Genomic DNA, 21,356 nt, shown 5'->3' with positions numbered 1-21,356 from the left:
AGCCGATGATTCAGCTTCAGGCTAAGACGGTGAAGCGAAGGTCATTTGACGGTTACTGATAAGCACTATTTGGTCAACTTAACGTGTAATCTAATGGGTGAAACTGCGCGATAAAGAAGCGACCTTCCCTGGCATCCCATCCCTAGTTGAAGTTGATACATCAGCACTAACTGTCTCCATTGGCTCATCTTCAACGGGTATCGCCTGCACAACAAAGCGCAGTTCGGCGCCGCCTTGAAGCGTATCGAAGGGATAACAAGTGATTAAGGTTAAGCGATTATCAGCGGATGGCGCCATAAACTGCGTTTCAGTTTCATGCACTACCTGAGTCGCAACTACTTCATAAATAATGTGATTTCCCTTAAGCGTTTGCAGCGATAATCGACGCCCTACCGTCATGCCATTAAGGATGGCAAAATGCGTATCCCTGTGTCCGGCAATCACAGTATTGCCCTTTTGCCCCGCTGGCGCACTGGACAACACTAGACTCGGGCCAAAGGCTAAATTTCGCCCTGAAGCCCCCGCCAATACATATAAACTGTCATTAAGCTCGGCTTCAATATCGTTGTTAGCCGCTTGTTCACGATAAATCGACAGCTTTGCGACGGGGTAAGTATCTGCCCATGACCAAGGCTTATGGGATTGTCCATCGGCTAAGGTTTTAGTCCACGCCTGTTCAATCAAATACTGGGCAAAGTGTGCTTTAGCTTGCATATAGAGTCCCTTTCCTAACAATGTTGCACCAATTAAAAATAATCCCACTACTAAAAATCGCTGTGTTCGGCCTTTGCTCATCGCGCTTTACTCGTCGTTCATGATTCATTGGTTCATGGTTCATCGATGACTGGCAAGCGCCATCATGGCCGCCTTCTCTTCGCGTTTTTGTCGTAAAATCGAGCCCATAAGCACCAAAGCCAGTAGCAAGGTCAATGCACCCAATAACATATCCAAACGGCTCGATGTCGCAGTTTGCGGTAAGGCACCAAAGGGTTGCCAACCTAAGGGCAAGTGCTGACGCACCACGGCATCGCGGCTCATTGCGGTTGAATCGATTGGAGTTAAGTCCACCGCCACTAAGCTGGTATAGGCGCTGACTAAGTGATAATTCATCGATAAAGCCGTCACTTGCTGCTTAACCTTGTCATCATTCGCACCATTTTTACTCAGCTCCAGTGCGCCAATCTGTTTACGAGCCCACAACAAGTCTAAACCCGCACCTTGATTGGTAATAAGTCCTGCTGAGTTGTCCTGCAGCGATAACGACTGTTGCCAATTTTTATGCCCTTGGCGACCTGAAATCACTAATTCCTGCGGCTCACGGGCGCTGCGTTTTAGACTCACAAGCACAGGCTCGCCGCGGTACAAATCAGCAATCGGTGACGGCCAGTAATCGGGCACACTGCCATCATCAAAACGCACTTGAATATCGGTTAATACGGGATATTGAATTTTGCTCAGCAAGGCGCTGATCTTCTCGTCGACTTCATCCACTTTGCCAATATAAGTAAAAGTGCCGCGACCCAGTTCTGCCGCCCTTTGCATAAAGTGAGAATTAGGCGCCGAGCCTATACCTACAGTAAACAAGCGGCTCTCACCGATTTGGTAGCGGATCAAATCGAACAAGGCTTGCTCATTGCCCACAGAGCCGTCGGTCATAAAGATCACTTGGCGCAAAGGCTGCACAGCATCTGGCGAGACACTGCCCAAGGATTTTGGCAATGCAGCATCCAATGCCAGCGCCATTTCGGTGCCACCATCGGCCTGTAAACGGCTCACAAATTGACGGGCGCGGGACAAATTAGACGAAGTCGCCGGTAATGGTGTCGCTGAAAGCTGAGACAGACTGGAATTAAATTCGATAATGTTAAAACTGTCTTCGGGCTTGAGTCCTTTTAACGCATATAGCAGTGCATTTTTGGCTTGAACGATAGAATCCCCCGCCATAGAACCCGAAGTATCTATCACCAGAATTAATTCACGGGGCAAGCTCGTCTGGTTGCTCTTTTCGACCTTAGGAGGCAACACCATGACAAGACTGTAATTATCTTCATTTACGCCGTTGGCAGTGCTGGTTTCAAGCGTGTCCTGAGACACATTATCGCCATCGGGTTTATGGGTCTTACCCTGTTGATTAAACACCCAAGCCATAGGACTTGTGCCCTGCTGTACACGCCATTGCAATACAAAGTCACGATTAGCAGGCACACGTTGCGCCAGTGAAACATCGACGCCGCTATTGGTTTGCTTAAGTTGGATATCATGGTAAGGGCTCTCAATGGACGCCTTATCAACCCCCTTGGCGAGTAAGACTTGAATGTCAGCCTTAAGCACAGGATCGCGTTCACTGGTCGCATTACGCACCGGCGCCACAATCCGGTCGGCATCAAACACCTGCGAGCTGGTCACTCGGCTCGATTGGCGCACCTGTGCCATGGGATCATGTGAATCGCTAGCACTTACGTCAGTGGTCAGGCCCGGAATATACCGAGGCGCGACCACCAGCGGAAAACGTAGGCTAAATAAGCCGTCTTCATATTTGATGCTCTCCTGATAGCTGATTTCGACAATCAGCTCTTCCTGCGGTGCTAGGTTGGCCACTTCGGTCGTGAACATATTTGGCCGCTCTTGGCTCACTAAGCTGGCGCGTTTGCCTTCCGCTTTGGCTTGCTCAAAAATCTGCTTAGCCTCGGCCTTAGGATGAATTTGCCCTTCGATAACTCTTTGGCCGATATGTAATCGCAGCGAATCCACCGCGGCCTCATTGGGCAACGGGAACAAATACTGCCCATTCAACACAAACTCAGTGTTATTGCGAAAAACCTGCTTCACACTCACGCGATTACTTAAGCCAGAGACTTGCATCGACACTTGTGTATCGAGCGGCAAAGATGGCACCCAAGCGCCGCTCGGCTGACGATAAAGTAATAATCCCTGGGTAATGTCATCGTAATTAATGACCTGTGATTCTGCCGTACTTTGAGCAGTGTTTTGACCTACCAGCGCCGAGGCAATATTCTGTGGCTCAGACAATGTGCCAGTGCTATTGGGTGAGGCTAATGCCACAAAAGGCAAGCCCCAACATACGGCAGCACTGATCATTAATATCGCTAAGCTTTCGCTGATTTCTTTTACCCTTTTCCCTGTGATCATCACAAAGGCTTCCTTCTATTAACCGATATGGACTGACATTCGCAGTCATTGAAATGAATGTTCTAATTTGACGACTTAGGATGGACAACTAACATCGACCACTATTGCGTCGTGCGCGTTGCCATCAAGGTTGAATGGGGCTGTAAGGTCAAAGTCACGCGGCGATCGAACACATCCGATTCCCTATCCTGCTCCGCTTGCAATGGTGATAAAGCGCCAAACGCTTGGGTTGTCATGCGCTCAGCGGCGACGCCTTGCTTCATCAGGTAGCCACGGACTTCCAGTAAACGTTGCTCAGAAAGGGCTTGGTTGTAGCTCACATCACCCCGGCGATCGGCATAACCTTTTAATTCCAAATTAAGCTCAGGCGACAAATTCATCACCTCGGCCACATCATCTAATTGGGGCAAAAAATGCGATTCGACCTCGTAGGAACCAGTGCGAAACTGCACGTTTAGTCCTAGTGCGAGTTCACTGAGTAATTGACGCTGCGCGGATAGCAACTCATCAAGATCTTGCTGCGCCTTGGCATATTCGCTGGCGCGTTTTTCGGCGGCTTGTTGCTTTACACTTAATTCGGATAATTGCGACTCTTGCAGGCTGATCTGTCTTTGCTGAACGTGCAGCGTGTCTGTGTCGCTGACCGACTTACCAATCAAGGTGCCAGTGAACGCGCCAATAATGGCACCCACTGGGCCACCGACTAACGCCCCCACTAAGGCTCCACCACCGAGGCCAATTAGGGCTTCCGGTTGTTCATCCTCGCTTGCGTATTCATCATCCATCGCCATACCGCTAACATCGGCGTCATTATCTAAGCTGTGATCTTGTCCTTGGTTTTGCAGTGATACTCGCGCCGACACACTGGCGACGGGCGCGCTTAATAAACTCAAAACTAACAAATTAATTAGTGTCTTTTTCATCATCTCATTCCTTTTTGATTATTAGCCGAGCTTGCACTCGAACCCGAACAACAGGTTCAAAACCCCATCAGGTCAAACGGGTGCAAAACTGAATGAGGCTATTAAACACAAGTGGAATGGCATGAGCAGGGATGGAAAATGGCAATGCAACTATCAATTGTGGCAACAAAATGGCAATTGCATTTGTGGCCTTTTATCTCGGGTAAAATCCTGTATAGTCACGAAAACTTACTCCCCCAAGTCAATAGGAATAGGGCTCTATGAAGCGTATCGCCATAGTGGAAGATGAAGCCGCCATTCGCGAGAATTACAAGGACGTGCTGCAACAACACGGTTACAGCGTGCAAACCTATGCCGACAGACCATCGGCCATGTTAGCCTTTAATACTCGTTTACCGGATTTAGCCATTATCGACATCGGCTTAGGTAATGAAATTGACGGCGGCTTTATGCTGTGTCAGTCACTGCGTGCTATGTCGAGCACGCTGCCGATCATCTTTTTGACCGCCCGTGACAGTGACTTTGATACTGTTTGTGGCCTACGTTTAGGCGCCGATGACTACTTGAGTAAAGAAGTGAGTTTCCCCCATTTAACTGCGCGTTTAGCGGCCTTGTTTCGCCGCTCCGAACTTGCAGCCAGCCAAACGGCGCAGGAAAACCTGCTCGAACGTGGTCCACTGACGATTGATGCCAATCGCATGCAAGTCTATTGGAACCAGTTGCCGATTGAGCTGACTGTCACCGAATTTTGGATGGTACATGCATTAGCCAAACACCCTGGCCATGTGCGCAGCCGTCATGAATTAATGCAAGAGGCGAAGATTTTTGTCGATGACAGCACAATCACTTCCCATGTGAAACGCATTCGCAAGAAGTTCATTGTCGCCGCGCCTGAGTTTGACTGTATCGATACGGTTTATGGCATGGGTTATCGCTGGGACAGCTTAGCCTGATCTATGGCTTAACAAACCGTTAAGCGCGGTGTTGAACCAAACAACCTTGAATGATTACACTTTTAACCCCATTGATGCTGACCCTTAACTTATGACACGTTTCCCCTTTGGTCTACGCACTAAAGTCATCGGCCTTAGTCTATTTTTGCTCTGCCTACCTTGGCTGGGGTATCAATATGTGTGGGAGATGGAAAAGTATCTTCGCCACGGTCAAGAACGTACCCTAGAAGGCACCACCCAGGCACTGGCCACCGCATTGCACGAACGGCCGAAGTTGTTCGATGGACAAGCGAGCTTTTTAAAACAAGTGGAGAAGAGTCGCGATTTGTACGCCTACCAGCTCAATGGGGCAATTCTACTCGACGGCAAACTCAATGAATGGGAAGAATATCAACACAGATTTCTTCAGTACGACGAGGCGCACCTGATCATGCGCGCCGATCCCAACGCGCCGCTAACCCTAAGCTTTACCCACATGGTCGGTCAGTACGATGGTTATCTTTACGCCTTCTTTCGAGTGATTGACCCAACTGTGGTGCTGCGCGGTAGAAATGCCTTAAGTGTCGATAGAAACGATCATCTTTCAATTGCAACACTCGCACCCGACAATAAATTTAAGCGCTATATCATTGCCACCACGCAACCAGGCTGGATCAGCGCCTTCGAATTACCCGCCAATCCTAAACAAACCGTGCCAGTCAAACCTGAAGTGCGCATTCAAGGACAATGGGCAACCACAGATGTGGGCTACAATGTCGAGCTGCGTATTCCCTTAGACATGGTCGGCAGCAAACTCGGTTTTGCTATTTCCGATGTTAACGACAGCAAAAATCGCGATGTGGCAGCCGTTGTCGGTACCTCGGCCTTAGATACGGTCGATAATCTCGGCACTGTGTTGGTACCATCGCCTGAAATTGAAAGCATTATCAAAGGCATGAGCCACTATAGCTCACGCATCTGGGTGGTCGATAAACACGGCCGCGTACTGGCAAAATCGGGAGATATTCGTGCCAACGACAGCGTGTGGACCCGCACCTTAGAAGATGAAAAGAGCACCACGCTGTGGGAAACCTTCAAGCGTGATTACTTGCATCCGCTGTATTATAAAATTCTCACTAAGCCGCCCAAAGACTTTATCGACTCCTTGCAAGACTCTACTGAACTTGATGGCAGTCATATCCAAAAAGCCCTCGCGGGTCAGCAAAGCTCGACTTGGCGGTTAACCCCAGACAACAAAGCCGTGGTACTTGCCGCCGCCAGCCCTATTTGGATTGATAACAATGTGATGGGTGCCGTCGTCGCCGAAGAAACCACCCATGGTATTCGCACTCTGCGTAACCGCGCGCTGGAAAAACTCTTTAACGTGATTTTGACCATAATGAGCATGGGCACTTTGGCATTGTTCTTTTTCGCTTCGAGCATTTCTAACCGTATTCGTAAATTGCGCGATGAAGCTGAAAATGCCATCGACAGCCAAGGCCGCGTTCGTAATCACCTCAAACCGTCTAAAGCACGGGATGAAATTGGCGATCTGTCCCGCAGTTTTTCCAGCATTGTGGGCCGGCTTGGACAATACACTCACTATTTGGAAAACATGTCGTCGCGCCTGTCCCATGAGCTGCGCACGCCCGTGGCGGTTGTACGTTCATCCCTTGAACATTTAAACCTGCAAACCTTAGATAAAGACACACAGAAATATGTCGACCGCGCCCAAGAAGGTGTCAGCCGCTTAAGCATGATTTTAAATAACATGAGCGAGGCAACGCGCTTAGAGCAGAGTTTAACCCAGGCCGACATCACTAAGTTCCCACTCTCCCAAGTGGTCAGTGGCTGTATGCAAGGTTATCAAATTACCTATCCAGAACAAGGCTTTAGCGTAAAAGTGCCCGAGCAGCCACTGATGATGCAAGGTGTACCGGAATATATCGCTCAGTTGATGGACAAGCTTATCGCCAACGCCATTGAGTTTTGTGATAAAGACAGTGCTATCGAAGTCACGCTCACCCAAGTGGGTAAGCAAGCGACGTTGCTTATCAGTAACTTAGGACCAGAATTACCTGTTGATATGTCAGAGCAGATTTTCGATTCCATGGTGTCGGTACGGATAAATCAAGTCCAAGACAAACCCCACCTAGGCTTAGGTCTGTATATCGCACGATTGGTCGCCGAGTTTCACCAAGGACAAATCCTCGCCCGCAATCGCAGCGAGCATATTGGCGTCGATATCCTAGTAACCTTGCCTTTAAATTAAGAGCCATGTTGCCGTTAAGCTCAGCATCAAAATCTAACGACCGAACAGACAGGCGCCAATAACATGAGTCAAACTCATCATAGCGCCGTCTGTTATTTCGGCGCGCAGATGCTAAGATGACCGCCATAACAATAGATTAGATATCTCCAATGGTTCTTCTCGAACATTGTTCAACCTCTTCGTTCAACCTAAATGCCAAGGTAATGATCCAATGACAGATAAACATCATCAAGCCACCCAAATCGTCAGCTTAGGTCGAGACAAAAAATGGACCAAAGGCGTGATCAATCCGCCCGTCTTTCGCGCTTCGACTATCGTCTTCGAAACCATGGATGAAATGCGCCACGCCGCGAAGAATAAAACCAATGGCGAGATGTTTTATGGCCGCCGTGGCACCCCAACCCATTTTGCCTTTCAGGCCGCGATTGCCGAATTAGAAGGCGGCGTCGGTACAGCGCTGTATCCCTCTGGCGCGGCAGCGATCAGTGCGGCGCTACTGTCATTTTTAAAAACAGGCGATCACCTGTTGATGGTCGATAGCGTGTATGAGCCAACGCGGGATCTGTGCACCCATATTCTCGGCGGTTTTGGTATCGAAACCACTTATTACGATCCGCTGATTGGCGCAGGCATTCGCGACCTCATTCGCCCCAATACTAAGGTACTGTTTTTAGAGTCACCTGGCTCCATCACTATGGAGGTGCAAGATGTACCGACCTTGTGCCGCATCGCCCACGAACATGGGTTGATCACCATGCTGGACAACACTTGGGCATCCCCAATCAACAGCAAGCCCTTTGAAATGGGTGTAGATATCTCAATTCAAGCGGCAACCAAATACATAGTCGGTCACTCGGATGTGATGATAGGGACGGCTACGGCCAACGAAAAATACTGGCCACAATTGCGTGAGCACAGCTATTTAATGGGACAAACCACCTCCCCTGATGATGTGTACCTTGCCGCACGTGGTCTACGTACCTTAGGCGTGCGTATGGCGCAGCATGAAAAAAATGCCCTACAAGTGGCCAACTGGTTGAAAACCCGAGCAGAAGTCGATCATCTGCGTCACCCCGCGTTTGATAGCTGCCCCGGCCACGAATTCTTTAAACGCGACTTTAGCGCCTCCAACGGCTTGTTCTCCTTTGTATTGAAACAAGGCGATGCCGATGCGGTCACCGCACTGGTTGAGAATATGAGTCACTTTAAGATGGGGTTTTCTTGGGGCGGCTACGAGAGTTTGATCCTCGGCATTTTCGGCATTGATAAAATCCGCTCAGCGACCAAGTGGGATGCGAGTAAACCGTTAATTCGCTTGCATATTGGTTTAGAAGATCCCGCAGATTTAATCGCCGATCTCAGTGCTGGGTTTGACCGATTTAACGCAGTATTGGCGGCCAAAGCTAAATAAAGATACCTATCTTGATAAGATTTAAGCTAACCCGTTAGATGGCGAATAGTAATTGAGTGATGTCATTAGCGGTTAAATGCTGGCGGCATTTAAAAACAAAAGGGACGGAATAAACAATTCCGCCCCTTTTTATTTTTTACACTTACTGCAAAGCTATAAACTCTTCGGCGATTAATTCGCTTTCGTTCCAGCACTCAATGCAGGATCGACCCAAGCCGCAGATCCATAAAGCGGCACTGTTGAGAGTGCATGTTTATGGCTGCCATTGGTCTCTTTAGTCGAATAGGACAAATACAGCAGAGTCTGGTTCTGCGCATCGTAAATCCGACGCACTTTTAATGACTTAAATAAAATACTCAGGGATTCGGTAAAAATCACTTCGCCATGTTTACCCATGTCTATCTTCGCCAGATCGGCTGCAGTAATTGGCCCAGTTTGACGGCAACTTATGCCCATATCTGATGGATCGGCAAAATCTAAATTGGCTTCGATACGGCTAATATGGCAAGTCACCCCAGGAATTTTAGGATCGTGCTTAGCATCAATAATCACATCCTTAGTGGTAAAAAGCCCTAAGCTCACCTTACCTACATCGTCACCACAACCCGCGAGCAAAAAGCCCACAGTGGCCGCAAATGCACACTTAAACAGAGTTTTCATTCCTACATCCTTTTACATTAGTGCTTATATGAGTACTTATATGAGTACTTATATGAGTGCTTATATGTTAGCGCTTATATATTAATTCGTAGCAAATAGCTTTTGTGCCCAGCGGGTTAATCCTGCTGTCACAGAGCCAAAGTGATCGCCGACCACGACTGGAATATCGGGATAAATACCCGCGATTTTCGCGTAGATCGCAGGGCTTCGCGCCGTACCACCTGTCACATAAATCACATCGGGTTTGCATTCTGCGGCATTGTCGGCAGAGGTATTCTCATGAGCCAAAGAGCCGTCAGCCGCTAAGGTTTTTGCCGCTTGCGCAAGCGCTTGGTGCATCAGGGCTTCTACTTTTGTCAGTGAAGGCTCAATGGCATTCTCAAACACATTACGACTCACACCTGCGTGCAGCGCCGCTTCGATAAAATCCAGATTAACATCAGTATTATCGGTATCTGACAGGGCAATTTTGGCGCGTTCGGCTTGGCGAACGAGCTGATAACTTAATTGCTGTTGTTGCACTTTTAACAGTCGGTTGAGTAACTGTGGCTGCTCGGCTTCTTTCACCAATTCATCAATCAGTTTACGGCTGCTTAAGGTACTGAATTCTCGCTGGGCGCTAATATCATTTACCGCCACCGCATTCCAAAAGGCTTTACTGGGCATGGGCTTGCCATTGGTCATTAAAGAGCCTAAACCAAAGTGCGGCATAAAGGCATTCATTGCAAGGGCGATATCAAGATCATTACCACCGATCCGCTGACCACTATGGCCGAGGAAATCTTCACTGCGATCCGCTTTTTGTTTATGGGCTGGACCCATTTTGACTACTGAGCAGTCCGTTGTACCGCCACCCACGTCGACAACCAGCACGGTTTTGTTGTCGGTTAAGGTCGCTTCATAATCCATCCCCGCCGCTAACGGCTCAAACAGAAAATCAACGTCGACGAAACCCGCGCGTTTTGCCGCTAGGGTCAAAATGGCTTCGGCCTGACGGTTACTCTCTTCACCGCCTATGCCTTGAAAGTTCACCGGGCGACCAATAATCGCATGGGTGATCGTTGCCGCAGCGCCTTGTTTGGGAAGCTGCTTTTCCACTAATACAGATTCGGCGCGCACTTTAATGTGCTGCATCATCAGGGTAACTATGTCTTCAAACAAGGCCACTTGCTCGGGTCTAAGTCCCGTTGCACCTAAAAATGATTTTGGCGAACGGACATAGAATCCCTCCTCCGGCATATCTAAATACGCGCTCACCGCCTGCTCACCGACAAACACAGCCTGAACGTCAGCGTCGAGATCTAACTCATGGCGCACCATGCGGGCACGGCTCAATTGCGCTGCACGTTTTTGGGCATAATCGGCTTTTAATTCAATAGGAAGACCACGATAAACCGCCTCAGCGATCAGTTCCCTGTCCATCGCATATAAGGTCGAAGGTAAATAAGCTGATTGCTCTGATAACGCCAATAACTGCACATCATCACCCTGCATGATCCCTACAGCGCAGTTAGCACTACCATAATCAAATCCAACAAACATACCTTTTACTCCCGCGATAAAAAAGCCGAGCAAGATAACATAGTTTGCGATAATGCCCAAGGAGTTAACACTGACGGATTTATCCTCAAGGAAGCCACGCTTGCACAGTTTCTCAAGGCTTAAATCGCAGTGACGCGAACAGAGTTTAAGCTCAATCCAAGATGATCATCATAAGGTCATATTTCTGTCACACTCGTCATCAAGCTGACATATTTCCCTCGTATCTTTATCCAAGATAAATCCCAGACTGATTTTGGCGTGCGCGCAGTATTTATCATTGAAATTCCTTCACTTGTCGGCAGTAAATCTGATTGCACAAAGGCGGATGAATGCTATTGTATATTGCGCCATGACGCTTGCTTAAAGGAGCTGTGCAGTGTCCCCGAATACCGATAAACTTTCGATTGATAAAGAACTCTCTTGGTTGTCATTTAATGAGCGGGTATTGCAAGAAGCCTGCGATCACAATGTTCCCTTAGTGGAGCGAGTGCGATTTTTAGGGATATTTTCCAATAACATGGATGAGTTTTTTAGAGTGCGTGTGGCTGCGGTCAGGCGCTCGATTCTGCTGTCATCCCTGCAGGAAGGTCACAGCAACAGTCGCCATTTAATGGCAAAAATCCAATCGAAAGTGATGGCATTGCAAGAAAGATTCGATGGCATATACACGGATTTAATGCGCGAGCTAGTGCGTCGTAATATTTTGTTAATCAATGAGAAACAATTAAGCGAGTTCCACAGCGACTGGCTGAAAAAACATTTTCGTGACCATTTCAAACGCCATATTGCCCCGCTTATCGTCAATAACAATCGCGATTTGATCAAACAAATCAACGACGACGCCACCTATTTGTGTGTGTGTTTATTCACTAAAGCGCGTCGCCAATACGCCTTAGTCGAAGTACCGACTAAAAACGTACCGCGATTTATCGAACTCCCAGCTGAAAAGAGTAAAGCGAAAAAGTATCTGATTTTATTAGATAACATTATTCGCCACTGCGTGGATGAACTCTTTGGCCCTTTCTTTGAGTACGACGCCATCGAAGTGTATTCGATGAAACTAACCCGCGATGCCGATTTTGATATCACTGACGAGCTTGAACAAACCCAGCTTGAGAAAATGACCAAGGGATTGAAAAAACGTCTGACCGCCGAGCCAGTGCGCTTAGTGTATGACAAAGAAATGCCTGAGCACATGTTGGTGATGCTCAAAGAAAATCTGAACATCAGCTCGACCGAATGCTTGATCCCAGGCGGGCGCTACCACAGCTTTAAAGACTTTATCGCCTTCCCGAACCCGAGCCGCGACTACCTCGAAAACGAAAAACTGCCAGCGCTTAATAGTGCGGGTTTTGGCCGCAGCGCCAACAGTTTCGATGCGATTCGGATGGGCGATATCATACTCAACTATCCGTACCATAAGTTTTCCCACTTTACTGAAATGGTGCGCCAAGCGGCCTACGATCCGGCGGTGCGCTTTATTCGAATTAACTTATACCGAGTGGCGAAAAAATCCCATGTGATGCAATCGCTTATCGATGCTGTGAAAAATGGCAAACAAGTCACCGCCGTCATTGAACTGCGAGCCAGATTCGATGAGCAATCCAACATCGAATGGACCCGCATCTTGGCCGAAGCGGGCGTCAAAGTTCACCACGGTATCACCAGTTTAAAAGTGCATTCCAAGCTGTGTTTAATTGGCCGCGAAGAACAAGGGGAAATCAAACTCTATTGTCATGTCGGCTCAGGCAACTTTAACGAAGGCACGGCGCGGGTTTACACCGACTTGTCGCTGTTCACCGCCAATCAAGAGATTGCCCGTGAAGTGGAGCAAGTGTTTGACCTGATTGAACATCCGTATCGCCGCGATAACTTCCAGCATTTAATCGTGTCGCCCTACGATGCCAGACAAAAACTGAGTCACTTAATTGATAATGAAATCGTTAATGCCCAGAGCCATATGAAGGCGGCGATTACCTTAAAATTAAATAACTTACTCGATGAATCCTTGGTCCAAAAACTCTATGAGGCCTCGGCGGCTGGGGTCAAAATTAAGTTACTCATTCGCGGTATGTGCTCACTTATTCCGCAAATACCCGGGATCAGCGACAACATCGAAGTCTACAGTATCGTCGACCGATTTCTCGAACACTCACGGGTGATGCTGTTCCACGCGGGCGGCGAGAACAAACTCTTTATCTGCTCCGCCGACTGGATGAGCCGCAACATAGATAATCGCGTTGAAGTGAGTGTGCCGATTTATGATCTGCGCCTAAAACAGATGATAATGGATATTTTATCCTTACAATTCAATGACAACACTAAAGCGCGGGTCATCAACAAAGAACAAAGTAACCCCTATCGAAATCGGGGTAACAAACGAAAAGTGCGTTCTCAAATTGCCATTTATCAATATCTGATTAATTATGAAAAGCGCCAGCTGCAAGAATTTAATGCCTTACGTATGTCCACCCAAGGGGGTGATGCTGAGCGAGAAAGCAACGCTGAGCCAGACATAACGCCCGAGTTACAGGCCAAAGCCAGCTAACGCTGGCTTTATATCGCTTTGATTGCCTAAGGATAATCCGATTGGTAGCCACACATTCGCACACACAGCAACACACATTACTAAAGTCTCAGGCGCCACAAACCAATGCGCCAGCAAATGCTAAATCGCGCCATTTTGTCGCCATCGATATGGGATCGAACAGTTTTCATCTGGTCATCGCCCGCGAGCAAGATGGCAGCTTGCAGATTTTACACAAAGAAAAACAACAGGTTCAGCTCGCCACTGGACTCAATGCGCAAAATATTCTCGATAATGACGCCATAGAACGTGGCCTCAATTGTCTGCGGGATTTTAACCAAAGATTCTCCAATCTTGACCAAGCGCAAGTAAGATTAGTCGCCACCCACACCCTCAGAATCGCCAAAAACCGCGATCAATTTATCGAGGCCGCGCTCACCATCATGCCCTATCCGGTGGAAGTGATTTCAGGCCATGAAGAAGCGCGTTTGATTTATAACGGCATTGCTCAAAGCCAAGTGCTTGGAAAATCCAATTTAGTCATCGACATTGGTGGTGGCTCGACCGAAGTCGTGATCGGTAAAAAGAATACCCCAACCCAGTTATCGAGTCTGCGCTGCGGTTGCGTGAGTTTTAACGAGCGTTTCTTTATCGATGGACTCATCACCCCAGCCTCATTTCGTGATGCCCAAAGCGCTGCCGATAAACAGTTCGCCTCACTCTCCAAGGAATATTTCGCGGGCGGCTGGGAGCTGACGTTAGGCAGCTCAGGCACAGTGAAAGCCATCTGCGAAGCGATTCAAGAAGAACACGGTGATGAAACCATCACGCTGCCACGACTCAAACAGCTCAAAATCAAGTTGATCAAATGTGGCCATATTAGCCAAATTCAATTTGCCAACGTCGATGATAAACGCATTCCTTTAGTGCCCGCCGGACTTGCCATTTTAATCAGCTTTTTTAGGCGCTTACCGATTCAAAAACTTGAGTTTAGCCCTGGCGCACTGCGTGAAGGCGTACTCTATGAACTGGCAAAGATTGGTCAATATCAGGATATTCGCCATCGCACCGTCGACAGTATTGCCCAGCTTTATCATATCGATATGGCCCACGCGGCTAAGGTACGCGACACTGCTATGGCCTTGTTTGAACAGGTCGCCGATGAATGGCAATTAAGGCCCCATGCGCGCTTGCTTGCCTATGGCGCGACTTTACATGAAATCGGATTACACATTAATTCAAAATCCCTGCACAAACACGGCGGTTACATTATCAGTAACAGTGACTTACCCGGGTTTAGTGAAGCCTTGCAGCTGGATTTAGCGCGACTTATCACCAACCACAGAAAAAAGCCTAACGAATTAATGCTCGCTGAGCTCGATCCCAACCATAAGCTCACGCTCAATCGCCTACTCTGCCTGCTGAGACTTGCGGTCTTGCTCAACCTTGGCCGTATCGCTAAGACGCTGACTTTAGATCATATTAAAGTGATCCCCGATGGACTCATGCTAGTACTACCAAGCCATAAGCGGAAAATCAGCTTGTTTATGAAAGATTTACAGCGAGAACAAAAACAAATGCTCACCCTTGGAATGAACCTGCGTTTAGTGTCTAGTCTGACTTAGCGGTTACGGCGTTAGCTCAGCCTAACATGGCCGAGCCGAGTGTGGGTTAGCTCTGTGTGAATGCGTTTAACGTAGGATTCTGCGCTAAAATATTGCCCTGAATCGAGAGCCATTATCTCGCCTAAAAACAAGGTTAAGTTAGCTGTCAATCTGGCTTGGTGACGGGATTTCAACAGCATAGCGGTAGACTTAATCCATGCGCCACAACAGATTAAAGTTTAAAGGATTTTTAACCCTTCACTAAAGCACAAATTCCTGCTCGCGCGTTTGCCGCTGAGTGGGGATTTCTGCTATCATCCACGGCTGACTAATCATAATTCCACGAATTTAAAGATAATCAGAGTCAAACCCTTTTTATCTCGCGATATCAGCCCCATCGCCTGCAGGTACAAGTATGATTAACCACTTTAGTGTGCTCGGTATAAAACCCAGTGCCAAAGAAGACGACATTAAAAAAGCCTATCGACGGCTGTCAAACAAATATCATCCCGACAAGTTGTTAGGCGCCTCGGAAGAGGAAAAGCAGCAAGCCGCCGTACAACTTGAACGCGTTAAAAATGCTTATGATGTGTTGTCAGATCCTAAGCGACGAAATGCGTTTATCAAAGATTTCAATAACGTCATAGTGACCGATCCCGCTAACGCCATGCGCGAGCTGTGGGATCAATTTTATCCTTGAGCGTTTTCTAGAGTAAGTGCCAAATGGTCAAAAAACTGAATATCTCACGCATTAATGAGCTAAAAAATAATGCCTACGACAATATCAAGTCCTACGACGATCCCGATACACCTAAAGCGCTAGAGCAATTTACTAGCCAAATCAAAAAGGTGTTAGAAGCCGATCCTAAGATGCTCGATACTGTGCCTGAGTACCTGCCTGTCGCGCTTTACGGTCGAATTAAGTTTCCCGCCGAAGCCAAACTCAAGTGGGCGCATTGGATAAACACGGCAACTCAACCCGAGTGGGATGAGTTTAAAGTCACCATTGGCTTTAACAATGCCGATTTACCTTTAGTGTTAGCCGTGCGTGGTTACTCGGAAACCTTACTGATTGAAAGCTGCGCCGTACTGTATTTACTTGAAAATCAAGGTAAAGCAACGCCAGCAGCAAAACATCACGACGATGAAGATGATGACAACGATTATGTTGGCACCTCAGATAACGACGACGATGATGAAGGCGAAGAGGAAGATGGCTACTACGATCAATACGATGATGAGGACCGCTAATGAACACTAGTCTCATTGAGATTACCGTCGCCGAAATTAAAGAGTTGGCGGACGTAGAGCCAAAACAAGCGAGCAAACGCTTTGAAATCATTGCAAATACCATGAGCGACGAGCAATTAGTCGAAGTCATCGAACACATGGATATCGTCACGCTGACCCAAATCAACAGTCACCATGATATCTCTTGCCCTTCGATCATGTCTGAACTCATGACCCCAGAACAAATTCGCGACATCGTTTGTCAGCAACCTTTGTACTGGGAAGAAAAAATCAAAAACAATGCCGAAGAACTGATTCAGCATACCTTTGATTTTTTGACCTATTTAATTCGCATCCAAGATAGCGAAGAAAAGCAAACTGCAATTCTAGAATGTATCGCCGAAGATCCAGCGGGCCTCTTCTATCTGTCGATCCCTTTCATCGAAATGATGTTAGGCGAAAAGCATGAAGATGAAGACGGCTACACAGATCTCTACGATGACGAAGAGGACACTGAAACCATCGGCTACGACAGCCGCGTTGCCAGTGAAGATGCACACAGCCTCAGCATAGACGACCCACGCAGCCTAATGGCCTTGATCCACGAGCTCGCGCCCGATGTTGAAAAAGCCATTAAGAGTCTGTTGCGTAACGAAAGCTCAGGTTGGGAAATGATCATCAGCAAGTTTGTCAATGAGCTGGTTATTCAAGCCAAAGAGAAAAACCAAGTGACGGATGAATACGCTGAAGTCGATGATATGTTTAGCTTTTTGGATTAAGGAATTATTTGATGCAACTGGTACTGCGTGATGTAGATCAAGGACCCTACCTGAGCAAGGTATTGATCCAAGGCCAAGCAGACGAAACGCTGAGCGGTGAACAGCTGTCACAAATCAAATCCAAAGCCATTTTGATGAGCCTCAAACTGGCCGATAAGTTTTACAACAAGTACAAAATGCACCTGCTCGAACAAGCGGCGCACGATGTCATTGGTGTGGTGAGTCTTGGTTTGATGGAGTTATCAAACCAGAATCCGCAGCAGGCGATACGCCTGTTGATCACCGCCGATGGCGTAGTGAAATGCTTTCAAAAAGGCTGGAGCATGCTCAGCACTGTCAGCAAGCATAAACTCGTCAACGGCAAGTCACTGTACGGCGATGTCGACAAATTCTTGCTAGAACAAGTGTCTAGCCCGCCCGATGCAGAAGAATGGTTAGGCTATGAAGCCTATCAAGATGCCCTGCTTGAACATCAACGCCAACAGTCAATTGCGGCCCTATTGGCACAGTTTTACGCGCAATCGAGCTATGATCCGCTAGATTTTCTCAATCTAGAGAGTGTATTAGCCGAAGCTGTACTGTATCGATTGTTGTTTGATGGCGCCAAAGTCAGACAGGATTTGAAAAAGCGTATCGGCAAAATCACCTTAAAAGAGGAATGGTTTACCCGTGAGCATATCGAATTGGAAACCCAGAAAGCGTTAGCAGAATTACCCGCAGAACTCGCTGAAACCATCAGTAAAGATCTCGGTAAAAACTTTGCCCCCGCCCTACTGCGTACCCTGCACTTTGCGAAAAGCTACCGCGAACTCTTACTCAGCGACGCTTCACCCGAACGCTTAGAAAGATTCGAACATAAAGAAGGTCTCGTCGGCCTCCTCGGCTGGCCACTCTACATAGTACTTTGATCGGGACTTTGATCGGGACTTTAATCAGTACTGTGTTCAGTAGGTTAACGAGTGCTTGAGCCGCTTAAAATGAGTGCTTTATTGAAAAATAAAGCACTTTTTTATTGTCTTGTTTCTCTATGTCCAATCCCAACAATCAGTATTTCGGTCTCAGTTTTGAGTGGTTTTAACGTAAAGCTTGATAACGCTTTGGGAACAGATAGGTGTTGGAAAGTAGTGTTTGGGGAGCAATAATTTCAGTTGTTAGCAGTTTAGCGTTTGCTGATATCCACTCGCACAGGCTTGCCATGTCATTCACTCATCGACACTGTGAATAGAAACCTAGGGGTTCTGAGCTTATAAACGAGAGCCATGGACGGCGAACTGGCAGTTAAACAAGGATGTTGTTCAAGTCATTCCTTTGGATGCTCGACCGCCCCGTCTGATGTGAAAGGATTCACAAATGCCGCGATGGCATGGATGCCAAAAAGCGGCCATGGGACGGACGGTCGTCTCGCAAATCACGATGGCTCACCTTTCGTGCATTCGCGTAATCTTTAGATTTAAAAGACATACGCAACATACTTTGGGACAGAAATGTGTGAAAAGTAGTGTTTTGGGATCAGTAATTTCAGTTGTTAGCACTTTAGCATTTACGAATATCCACTCACACAGGCTTGCCATAGTATTTGCTCGTCGACTCGCAGCCAGTCCATCCTTGGATGCTCGACCGCCCCGTCCATGGGGCGGACGGTCGTCTCGCTAATCACCATGGCTCACCTTTTGAGCAATAGTGTAACCAGTCTGTATGAAGGAAATACCCAGCAAGCTTTTGGACAAAACCTTGTTAGATTTTTTACTCTAAGCCGTTGGTTTCGGATTAATATTTGTAAGGCAATTATTGAACGTTAGTATTAAAACCGATAAACAAGCCATACATTTTCTTTGCATGAACTTAAGCGAATGATCTCCAAAAACTCATTTGGTCAAAATTCATAGCAGACTGAGCAGCACAAAACAGTAGAAGTGATCAATCATAGACAGCAGAAACGCTCAATTGCGCCAGTGCCGCCATTTAGTGGCGCTGCACCGAATTGCACACTCGGCTGTTAGAGACTGCACACTTCTACTGGTTACGACTGCCCAGACCGCTGGACAAATTGCCCAGTTGCAAGCAAGAAAAAGCCCCATGAAAATGGGGCCAGTAGCTATAAAGTGGTATGGCTACCCACGCCTGTAATAGTTACCTCTCGCTTCCTTTCAAGCCAATGATTGAAATTGATTCCACGTCAAAAATACCACCATTATCGCCATTGTGCTGACCTAAATTAGCCAGATACACTCCCTCAACATAGACATATTTGCCTTGAAAAAAGTCAGGTTCTTTCTTCAGCAATGCCGCCATTTTAGGAGTGTCTAATTCAACAGAAACGGAATGCTCATAAATCTTGTGTTTATATGACCCCTCGTCAAAATATATTGCACCTTTTTTAGGATCGCTAAAATCAGCAATACCTGTGACCCATACCTTCTTTCTTTCATATTTATCAGCATTAGCCATCAAGTGAATGATTGACACAGTACAAAGACCATCGAAACAACGTTCGTTGGCATCTAAAATAATATTTCCTGCATTTACTTTTACAGATAATAGATAGAACACAGAAATTAATACTAATCTTATAAATCTCATAACTATCTCCCTACCTCAGTAATAAACTCTCTCGATGGAATGCTTTTCGCTTGTTTAAACCCATTATAATCAAACTTATATAAACGATCTGAAGGTGATGCCATGTAACCATTTATCTGAAATTTCTGAGAAAAACCTATATCTCCACCATTCCAACCCTCAAAGTTTTGTACATGCCCAGAAAAATGCTCATCATCATATCCCCCTCCAGGGGAGCCATGCGTATGTACATAAGCTGTCCTGTTTCCGACAACGCTAGCAAATGCATAATCCTTGTAATCGATGCCGTCAGCCAAATATGACGTTACTGCATCAGATAAATAATATGAATTGGAAAGAGCCTCGTAACCTATGTTAGCCCCGATCTCAATTCCATATTCAATTGAAATCGGATTTATTGCATCCGCAAATGCTTTTGCAGCCAAAGATTCACTCTTAAATGAACCATCTAACTTATTTTCAAACCATGCGCTTTCAACCGCACCTCTGATTTTTTGTATTTCACCTTTGGATAAATGCTTAGGATATTTCTCATAAAAATCCTTCAGCGAATGAAGCTTCCCTTTTTGAGTGCTATCACCATCAATCTTATCTGTATTCTGCTCCATACTCCCCACTTTCGACACATCTTGCTCAGTTTTCTTTGAGCTTGAGTCTTGTGTAGACGAGCCATTTGAGCGGTCTTTATTTTTGGGACCACAACTACCTGGTATACACGATTTCGTCCAATTAGCACTCTCTCCAGGCCCAACTTCATCAGGCGAACATAATAAGCCTCTTTCATAGCAAGATGCCGCATATCCCGTCGGATCTGTGCCCGCCAACGGATTGTTCATAATATAGGAGTACGGGTTGACGCTCTGGGTCGAGGTCGGACTCTGTATCAGCTGGCTAATAACATCATTTCGATCAGTCAATAACATCATGCCGATCACGATTTTTCTTCCCGCATTTACAACATCTTTGTTTTACTCTGCTTGATCGGCATGCGTCAAGTTTGTGCCCTGTTTTCGCATCGATTCACCCGTTAACGTCACTCTCACAGCACGATGGATCAGCCTGTCTAAGATGGCTTCGGCAAAAGTTGCTTCACCTATCATGGCGTACCATTTATCCACTGGCAGCTGGCTCGCTACCAAGGTGGATACCTTGCCATGACGGGTATCGATGATCTCCAGTAGATTACTGCGTTCGCTCGCATCCAGCATTTCCATGCCCCAGTCATCTAAAATCAAGATCGCAACTTGAGTCAGTTGTGTTATCAACTTAGGGTAACTGCCATCGGCTTGGGCGAGTCGCATTTCCTCAAGCAACGTTTTTAAGCGATAGTAGCGCACACCCATGCCTTGGCGGATGAAGTAACGTCCCAGAGCGCAGGCCAGATAGCTTTTGCCACACCCTGCCGCGCCGGTTAGCAGTAGGTTTTGTTGATGCCTCAGCCAGTGACCTTCTAGCAACTGGCGGATCTGTGCGGGGGTAAACCCTCGACTGGCACGATAGTCCAGTTGCTCGATTTGCCCCATCAGCCTAAAACAGGCTTGTTTTTCTAACCGATTGATTTTGCGTTGCTCTCTTTGTAGCAGTTCGTGACTGAGCAGCAGTTGTAGCCGCTCTTCAAAACTCATGTCTTGATAAAGCATGGCTTGCTCTTGTTGTTGTGCGAGCGCTTGCTTCACGCCACCTAAATGCAGTTGGCTAAGTTGTTCTTCGACGCGTAATTGCATCTTTGTCTCCTTGTTATTTATT

General features: G+C 47.1%; 17 protein-coding genes. 9 read left to right on the top strand and 8 right to left on the bottom strand.

Translation table 11 applies throughout. From position 1 onward, the window contains the following. Positions 1-90: 90 nt before the first annotated feature. The 3 genes from AYJ58_RS12045 to pdsO form a co-directional block, all read right to left on the bottom strand. On the bottom strand, positions 91-795 hold the full coding sequence (locus tag AYJ58_RS12045) for a class GN sortase (RefSeq protein WP_106650308.1): 705 nt from the start codon (positions 793-795) through the stop codon (positions 91-93). Between the two features lie 39 nt (positions 796-834). After that, positions 835-3,150, bottom strand: a complete 2,316-nt coding sequence (locus tag AYJ58_RS12040) for a marine proteobacterial sortase target protein (RefSeq protein ID WP_106650307.1) — start codon at positions 3,148-3,150, stop codon at positions 835-837. A gap of 101 nt (positions 3,151-3,251) precedes the next feature. Continuing rightward, a complete protein-coding gene (pdsO, locus tag AYJ58_RS12035; protein WP_106650306.1) occupies positions 3,252-4,076 on the bottom strand; it encodes a sortase-associated OmpA-like protein PdsO in 825 nt (274 codons plus the stop codon). A gap of 257 nt (positions 4,077-4,333) precedes the next feature. Here pdsO and pdsR point away from each other — a divergent pair, with 257 nt between their 5' ends. The 3 genes from pdsR (at position 4,334) to AYJ58_RS12020 (ending at position 8,688) form a co-directional block, all read left to right on the top strand. Beyond that, positions 4,334-5,026: a proteobacterial dedicated sortase system response regulator gene (gene pdsR, locus AYJ58_RS12030; RefSeq protein WP_106650305.1), complete on the top strand. Its 693-nt coding sequence runs from the start codon at positions 4,334-4,336 to the stop codon at positions 5,024-5,026. Between the two features lie 91 nt (positions 5,027-5,117). Beyond that, positions 5,118-7,277: a proteobacterial dedicated sortase system histidine kinase gene (gene pdsS / locus AYJ58_RS12025; protein WP_106650304.1), complete on the top strand. Its 2,160-nt coding sequence runs from the start codon at positions 5,118-5,120 to the stop codon at positions 7,275-7,277. Between the two features lie 211 nt (positions 7,278-7,488). Then, positions 7,489-8,688 carry a cystathionine beta-lyase gene (locus AYJ58_RS12020; protein ID WP_106650303.1) on the top strand — a complete coding sequence of 400 codons (1,200 nt, stop codon included), beginning with the start codon at positions 7,489-7,491 and terminating at the stop codon, positions 8,686-8,688. 171 nt (positions 8,689-8,859) lie between these two features. On the opposite strand, the gene AYJ58_RS12015 is transcribed toward AYJ58_RS12020, so the two are convergent. Then, positions 8,860-9,348 carry a CreA family protein gene (locus AYJ58_RS12015; RefSeq protein ID WP_106650302.1) on the bottom strand — a complete coding sequence of 163 codons (489 nt, stop codon included), beginning with the start codon at positions 9,346-9,348 and terminating at the stop codon, positions 8,860-8,862. 81 nt (positions 9,349-9,429) lie between these two features. Continuing rightward, complete coding sequence (gene yegD / locus AYJ58_RS12010) at positions 9,430-10,890, bottom strand: molecular chaperone (RefSeq protein WP_106651812.1); 1,461 nt, start codon at positions 10,888-10,890, stop codon at positions 9,430-9,432. Positions 10,891-11,266: 376 nt separating this feature from the next. Between yegD and ppk1 the strand changes: the two genes are divergently transcribed. From ppk1 to atcC, 6 genes are all read left to right on the top strand, one after another. Next, entirely contained in the window at positions 11,267-13,438 is a 2,172-nt protein-coding gene (gene ppk1, locus AYJ58_RS12005) for a polyphosphate kinase 1 (RefSeq protein ID WP_232790803.1), read from the top strand. A 41-nt stretch (positions 13,439-13,479) separates the two neighbouring features. Next, positions 13,480-15,042: an exopolyphosphatase gene (gene ppx, locus AYJ58_RS12000; RefSeq protein WP_198555431.1), complete on the top strand. Its 1,563-nt coding sequence runs from the start codon at positions 13,480-13,482 to the stop codon at positions 15,040-15,042. A 394-nt stretch (positions 15,043-15,436) separates the two neighbouring features. Then, the gene (gene atcJ, locus AYJ58_RS11995) at positions 15,437-15,721 is read left to right on the top strand and encodes a cold adaptation protein ActJcold adaptation protein ActJ (RefSeq protein WP_106650301.1); all 285 of its coding nucleotides are present in this window, start codon (positions 15,437-15,439) and stop codon (positions 15,719-15,721) included. A 23-nt stretch (positions 15,722-15,744) separates the two neighbouring features. Next, positions 15,745-16,272: a cold adaptation protein AtcA gene (gene atcA / locus AYJ58_RS11990; RefSeq protein ID WP_106650300.1), complete on the top strand. Its 528-nt coding sequence runs from the start codon at positions 15,745-15,747 to the stop codon at positions 16,270-16,272. Then, a complete protein-coding gene (gene atcB / locus AYJ58_RS11985) occupies positions 16,272-17,030 on the top strand; it encodes a cold adaptation protein AtcB (protein ID WP_006086363.1) in 759 nt (252 codons plus the stop codon). Before atcA ends, atcB begins: the two co-directional genes overlap by 1 nt. Positions 17,031-17,041: 11 nt before the next feature. Then, positions 17,042-17,938 (top strand): cold adaptation protein AtcC, encoded by an 897-nt coding sequence (gene atcC / locus AYJ58_RS11980; RefSeq protein WP_106650299.1) that lies wholly within the window; start codon positions 17,042-17,044, stop codon positions 17,936-17,938. 1,222 nt (positions 17,939-19,160) lie between these two features. Here atcC and AYJ58_RS11975 read toward each other — a convergent pair. Genes AYJ58_RS11975 through istB form a run of 3 tightly spaced genes read right to left on the bottom strand, consistent with a single transcriptional unit; the run spans position 19,161 to position 21,334 of the window. Next, positions 19,161-19,610 (bottom strand): hypothetical protein, encoded by a 450-nt coding sequence (locus tag AYJ58_RS11975; protein ID WP_106650298.1) that lies wholly within the window; start codon positions 19,608-19,610, stop codon positions 19,161-19,163. 2 nt (positions 19,611-19,612) lie between these two features. Continuing rightward, positions 19,613-20,536 carry a DUF4329 domain-containing protein gene (locus AYJ58_RS11970; RefSeq protein WP_232790885.1) on the bottom strand — a complete coding sequence of 308 codons (924 nt, stop codon included), beginning with the start codon at positions 20,534-20,536 and terminating at the stop codon, positions 19,613-19,615. Positions 20,537-20,578: 42 nt separating this feature from the next. Next, the gene (gene istB, locus AYJ58_RS11965) at positions 20,579-21,334 is read right to left on the bottom strand and encodes an IS21-like element helper ATPase IstB (protein WP_088586649.1); all 756 of its coding nucleotides are present in this window, start codon (positions 21,332-21,334) and stop codon (positions 20,579-20,581) included. Between the last annotated feature and the right edge of the window lie 22 nt (positions 21,335-21,356).

Source organism: Shewanella sp. Pdp11 (assembly GCF_002838165.1).
In the GTDB taxonomy this organism is placed as follows: Bacteria; Pseudomonadota; Gammaproteobacteria; order Enterobacterales; family Shewanellaceae; genus Shewanella; species Shewanella hafniensis.
This window is presented reverse-complemented; position numbering and strand designations above follow the sequence as displayed.